Source organism: Haladaptatus sp. (genome assembly GCF_049589095.1).
Lineage (GTDB): Archaea > Halobacteriota > Halobacteria > Halobacteriales > Haladaptataceae > Haladaptatus.
Map to the genome: position 1 here is coordinate 1 of NZ_JBAWAC010000547.1, position 4,897 is coordinate 4,897.

General features: G+C 61.2%; 5 protein-coding genes. 2 read left to right on the forward strand and 3 right to left on the reverse strand.

Annotated features, from left to right (window positions below):
- Nucleotides 1-938, forward strand: a 938-nt coding sequence (locus WBV42_RS17250) for a PAS domain-containing protein (protein ID WP_423987118.1), incomplete at its 5' end; no start/stop codon positions are given.
- A gap of 4 nt (nt 939-942) precedes the next feature.
- Here the strand turns inward: WBV42_RS17250 and WBV42_RS17255 are convergent.
- Nucleotides 943-2,436: a PH domain-containing protein gene (locus WBV42_RS17255; RefSeq protein WP_423987119.1), complete on the reverse strand. Its 1,494-nt coding sequence runs from the start codon at nt 2,434-2,436 to the stop codon at nt 943-945.
- Nucleotides 2,433-2,894, reverse strand: coding sequence for a PH domain-containing protein (locus WBV42_RS17260; protein ID WP_423987120.1), 462 nt, complete (start codon nt 2,892-2,894; stop codon nt 2,433-2,435). The genes WBV42_RS17255 and WBV42_RS17260 overlap by 4 nt, the downstream gene beginning before the upstream one ends.
- Before the next feature lie 237 nt (nt 2,895-3,131).
- On the opposite strand from WBV42_RS17260, the gene WBV42_RS17265 reads away from it, so the two are divergent.
- A complete protein-coding gene (locus WBV42_RS17265) occupies nt 3,132-4,067 on the forward strand; it encodes a hypothetical protein (protein WP_423987121.1) in 936 nt (311 codons plus the stop codon).
- 57 nt (nt 4,068-4,124) lie between these two features.
- Here WBV42_RS17265 and WBV42_RS17270 read toward each other — a convergent pair.
- A partial coding sequence (locus WBV42_RS17270; RefSeq protein ID WP_423987122.1) for a lyase family protein occupies nt 4,125-4,897 on the reverse strand: 773 nt, incomplete at its 5' end.

Genomic DNA, 4,897 nt, shown 5'->3' on the forward strand with positions numbered 1-4,897 from the left:
TTCTGGAGGCCGTCCGGATCCGCCTCCCGGAACTTCCCTTCATCCTCTTTACCGGCAAAGGGAGCGAGGAAATCGCCAGCGAGGCTATCTCCGCGGGCGTCACCGAATACCTCCAGAAAGGCGGTCCGGACGGATACGCAGTGTTGGCGAACCGTATCGAAAACGTGGTCCATCGATATCACGCGGAGCGGGAAGCACGAGCGTACCAGCGACGGATGGCCGCCGTCTACGACCGAGTGACGGACGCGTTCTTCGCGCTGAACACTGACTGGCGGTTCACCTTCGTCAACGAGCGGGGCGAGGAGTTGTTGAACCGGCCGGAATCGGAACTGCTCGGCACCTCCGTCTGGGACGTGTTTCCCGAATCGATCGATTCGGCGTTCGAGGACGAGTATCGAGCGGCGATGGAAACACAGGAATCGACGACGTTCGAAGCCTACTTCGACCCGCTGAAAACGTTGTTCGAGGTGCACGCCTACCCTTCGACGGAGGGGTTGTCGGTTTACTTCCGTGACATCACCGACGAGACGCGGATTCGAAAGGAACACCGCCGGGAGCGCGAACTGCTCGAACGGGTGTTCGAGACGAGTCCCGTCGGTATCGTGATCCTCGGAACGGACGGGGAAATCCAGCGGGCCAACGAACGGTCGGTCGAGATGCTGGGTTTGTCGGAGGAAGCGATCATGAACCGTAACTACAACTCCCACGAGTGGGAGGTTACGGACGAGAACGGCACCCCGCTTTCGGAGGATGACCATCCGATGAGAAGCGTCTTCGAGGACGAAACGACCGTTCGCGATGCTACGATTCGGTATCGACGTCCCGACGGGGAGTGGCGTCAATTCTCGGTCAACGGGGCACCGGTGTACTCCGAGGAGGGTGACGTCGAACGGATGGTCTCGATCATCGAAGATACGACCGAATCCGACGGGAAATGATCTCTCACGGGTCGTTTCCCGCCGCCGATTCCGCCAGTTTTCGCTTCCGGCGTCGTTCCCGTCGGTTTCGTTTTACCTGCCGACCGAGACGACGGGCGACGAGTTCGCGGAGTTCGTTCGCATCGGACGTCTCGATGTCCGCCGCGTGTGGATCCCTCGTTCGAAAACCGATGGAACCGGCGGTGTCGATGATCACCGTGGCGACCGACCATCGACGCTGAAAGATCGTCTCCCGTTGAACGACCGTCTGTACCCGGTAGTAGGGAACGACGTGCGTCGTCCGCCGCCAGAACCCGTCGCGCGTCACGACATGGTCGTCCCCGGCGTGATACCCGCGATGTTTCCATCGATAGTGACCGGCGAGGGGTGTCACCACGAGAAGCACGAGCGGCACGTACCAGAACCCGAGAAGTCCCGTGACACGGTCGAAGCCGTACGTGACGCCGGTGAGCACGACGACCATGATGGCATAGCGAAGGACGTATCGCCGCCGGACTCGACGCGGTGGCCGCTCGAACGTCGGGTCCTCGAACGATTCGAGCGAGTGTGCGAGGACGAGAACACGCTCACGGACGGCGAGTGGGATCGCCGCCTCGGAACCGCCGGACGACCCGTTTCCGGGACTGTATCCAGCCGTTTCGACCGACAGCGTGGCGTATCCCAATCGGCGCATGATCGGGTTTTCCTGCAGCGTGAGCGTCTGGATCTTGTCGAGCGGGATGCTTCCGTCGTAGCGCTGGAGCAGGCCGCGTTCGTACCGGAGTTCGTCGCCGACGCGAGTCAGCCGAAAGCCGTAGTAACGCGCGAAGGTGATCGCCCCGCTACTCACCCACAGGACGAGCGCGGAGAACACGATCTGTACGATGCCGAACAGGAACACCACGCTCCCGAACGAATCCATCGTGTCCATCACGAACGGGATGACGAGGAAGACGAGACCGATGGCCCGCGGTTCGATCGAGACGGCCGAAAGCAACAGCAGTTCCTCGGCGCTGATCTCGTATAGGACGTCCTCCGGGTGCCGTGTCTCCGACTCGTTCGGAGACTCCGCCTCCGTATCGCCGTTCTTCCGGCGTTGAATCTCCCGCTGGAGCCGTCTCGCTTCCTCGTAGGCGACGTATTCGAGGCTCGCCTCGGTATCACCGCCACCCGCGGTTTCCAATCCGACCGACGCGATTCCGGCGACCCGTTGAATCACGTTTCTGTGGATGTCCACGTTCTGAATCCTGCGGAGGGGAATCTCCCGGTGACGGCGCGAGATGACCCCCGAATCGATGTCGAGCGAGTCGTTCGTGAGTTCGTATTCGAACCGCCGGTGATAGGCGAACTCCCATCCGAGTATGCCGAGCAAAACGACGACGACGATGAACGCGAACAGTCCGAGTGTCAGCGCCTTCACTGCGCCGACGGCGGCGAGTCCGGCGAACAGTACGGTCGAGAGAATCTGCACACCGCGCGTGACAATTCGATAGGGGAGCGAGAGCGGGTGGAGTTTCATACCGCATCCTCGTACTCGCTCTCGACCGCGAGGTTCCGAAGACGTCCCTGTAGTTCGCTCGCCCGCTCCGGGGTGAGGCCGGGAATCGTCACGTCGGCCCCGCGCGACCCGGCGGTGTAGATGACGACGCTTCCGAGGCCGAGCAGGCGTTCGACGGGACCTCGCTGGGTATCGACGTGTTGGACCCTGACGAAGGGGACGACGGTGGTAACACGGGTGAAAACGCCGTGTTCGAGATAGAGGTCGTCATCGCGGATCTCGAAGCGCCACGCCCGATATTTGAGTACGACGTAGACGATTCCGAGAACGGCGACGACGAGAATCCCGGCGACGACGAGGGGGAGCGAGAACGCGACGACGAACCGCCGCACCCCGACGAGGAGTCCCCCAACGAGTGCTGCAGCGACGAGGACGCCCGCAAGCCAACCGAGACGAACACGGGGGTTGAGTGTCTCCATACGCACATGACCGAACGGAGACTGTATATAAGTAGGTGTGGCGTACGCGCCGGATTCGCCGAAAACCGCTTCCAAGAACCGACCTTCTATCCTGATAGAGAATGTCTCCCCTATCGTTCCGGCATAGCACCCCTACGGGGAAAGAATGGTCCTCCTACCGTTTCGTTCGGTTGGCACTGATTTCAGTCAGTCGGCGTGGAACAAAGATGCCGGGAAATCGTACCCTTCGTGGACAGCATGACCGAGAACTCGCCCACTATCAACCGCCGCCGATTCGTTCAGGCGACAGTCGCCTCGACCGCCATACTCGGTGGCATCTCGTCGGCAAATGCGCAGCAGTCCGGGAATACCCCGCAGTACTCCCTCGAACAGGACGGTAAGTGTATCCCTATCACACCCCTCTCGATGCAGGGGCTGCCGATCAAGGAATTTTACGACTACCGCACGCCTGATACGGACCCATCGTCGTACAAGTACGCCTCCTTCGGGACCCAAAACCTCCAACGAGAAGACACCAGCATCCTCTTCCTCTACAAGGGTCCACAAGGACTCAGCCTCGTCGCAATCCACGACAAGATAGATGCCGGGAAAGGGGGCGCGGTGACGTTCCGCATCACGAACCTTCCCGTGAACGGGAAGTTCGTAGTCGAGGACGACTCCTACGACGCCCAGACGAACCTCGACACGTTCGACTACTCGAAACATCGCGACTGGAACGGTAAGGAAACCGCGAGCGCGAACGTCAGTTGGACCTGGCAGGAAGGTCGCGCGGACGGGATGGCCTATCGCGGCATCGGAAACGATTTCAACATTACCATCAACCCACAGTTCAACGAGAAAGCCGTTCTCGCGGGAGAATCGGAACAGAACGGCGTGTACAAGGGGAAGATCAAGAAGTGGGAGGTGCTGTCGGGAGACGTGAACAACCCCACCCGCACGAAGCTGAACATGAACAAGCCGGTAACCATCAGCTCGCAGTCGTGTAAGGCCGAAACGACGACCCAGACGACGACCCAGAAAACCACGGAGAAGACCACCACCGGTGGCACGACCACGTCCTCGACGACGACCACTCCACCGTCCAGCGGAAGCAAAGGGTTCTTCGGGAAACTCTGGAGCGGATTCGCCTCGTTGATAGAATCCGTGGTGTCGTTCTTCACCAGTCTATTCTAGGCCGCGTTTCGAGCCGATACCACGCTTTCGACTGGCTACTCGAAAAAAGGATCCGACTTATTCTTCCCGTCCGAGGATACCGGGGTGAGTCATCGCTTCGGGGTCGATGATCTCGTCCGCCTCCTCCTCGCTCAGGTACCCCTTCTCGACGACGACCTGCCGGACGGTCTTTCCTTCCTTGAGCGCCTCCTTCGCCGCTTTCGAGGCCTTGTCGTAGCCGATGTGCGGGTTGAGAGCGGTGGCGAGGGCCATGCTTTGTTCGACTTTCTCCTCGCAGTGCTCGGCGTCGACCTCCAGCTTGTCGACGAACTTGTCCGCGAACGCTTGGCTGGCGTTGGAGACGAGTTCGGCCGATTCGAGGAAGTTGTGGGCGAGGACGGGTTTGTAGAGATTGAGGTCGATCTGCCCCTCCGCCGCGCCGTACTCGACCGTGGTGTCGTTGCCGACGACCTGCTTGTGAACCTGATTGACCGCTTCGGCGACGACGGGGTTGATCTTGCCGGGCATGATGGAACTGCCGGGCTGGTTCTCCGGTTGGTCGATCTCCCCGAGCCCGTTGCGCGGGCCGGACGCCAGCAGTCGAAGGTCGTTGGCGATCTTGTTGAGCGAGCCAGCGACGGTGCGGAGTGCGCCGTGTGCTTCGGCCATCGCGTCGTGGGCGGCCTGGGCTTCGAAGTGGTTGTCCGCCTCGCGGAACTCGATGCCGGTCTCCTCGCTGATGTACTCGGCGGCGAGGCCGGGGAACTCGGGGTGGGTGTTCAGCCCGGTCCCGACCGCCGTTCCGCCGAGCGCGAGTTCGCTGAGATGGTCCCGGACGTAGTCAACGCGCG

Coding starts and splice junctions, on each gene's coding strand:
- WBV42_RS17260 (WP_423987120.1), bottom strand. CDS start 2,894: ATGGAGACACTCAACCCCCGTGTTCGTCTCGGTTGGCTTGCGGGCGTC.
- WBV42_RS17265 (WP_423987121.1), top strand. CDS start 3,132: ATGACCGAGAACTCGCCCACTATCAACCGCCGCCGATTCGTTCAGGCG.
- WBV42_RS17255 (WP_423987119.1), bottom strand. CDS start 2,436: ATGAAACTCCACCCGCTCTCGCTCCCCTATCGAATTGTCACGCGCGGT.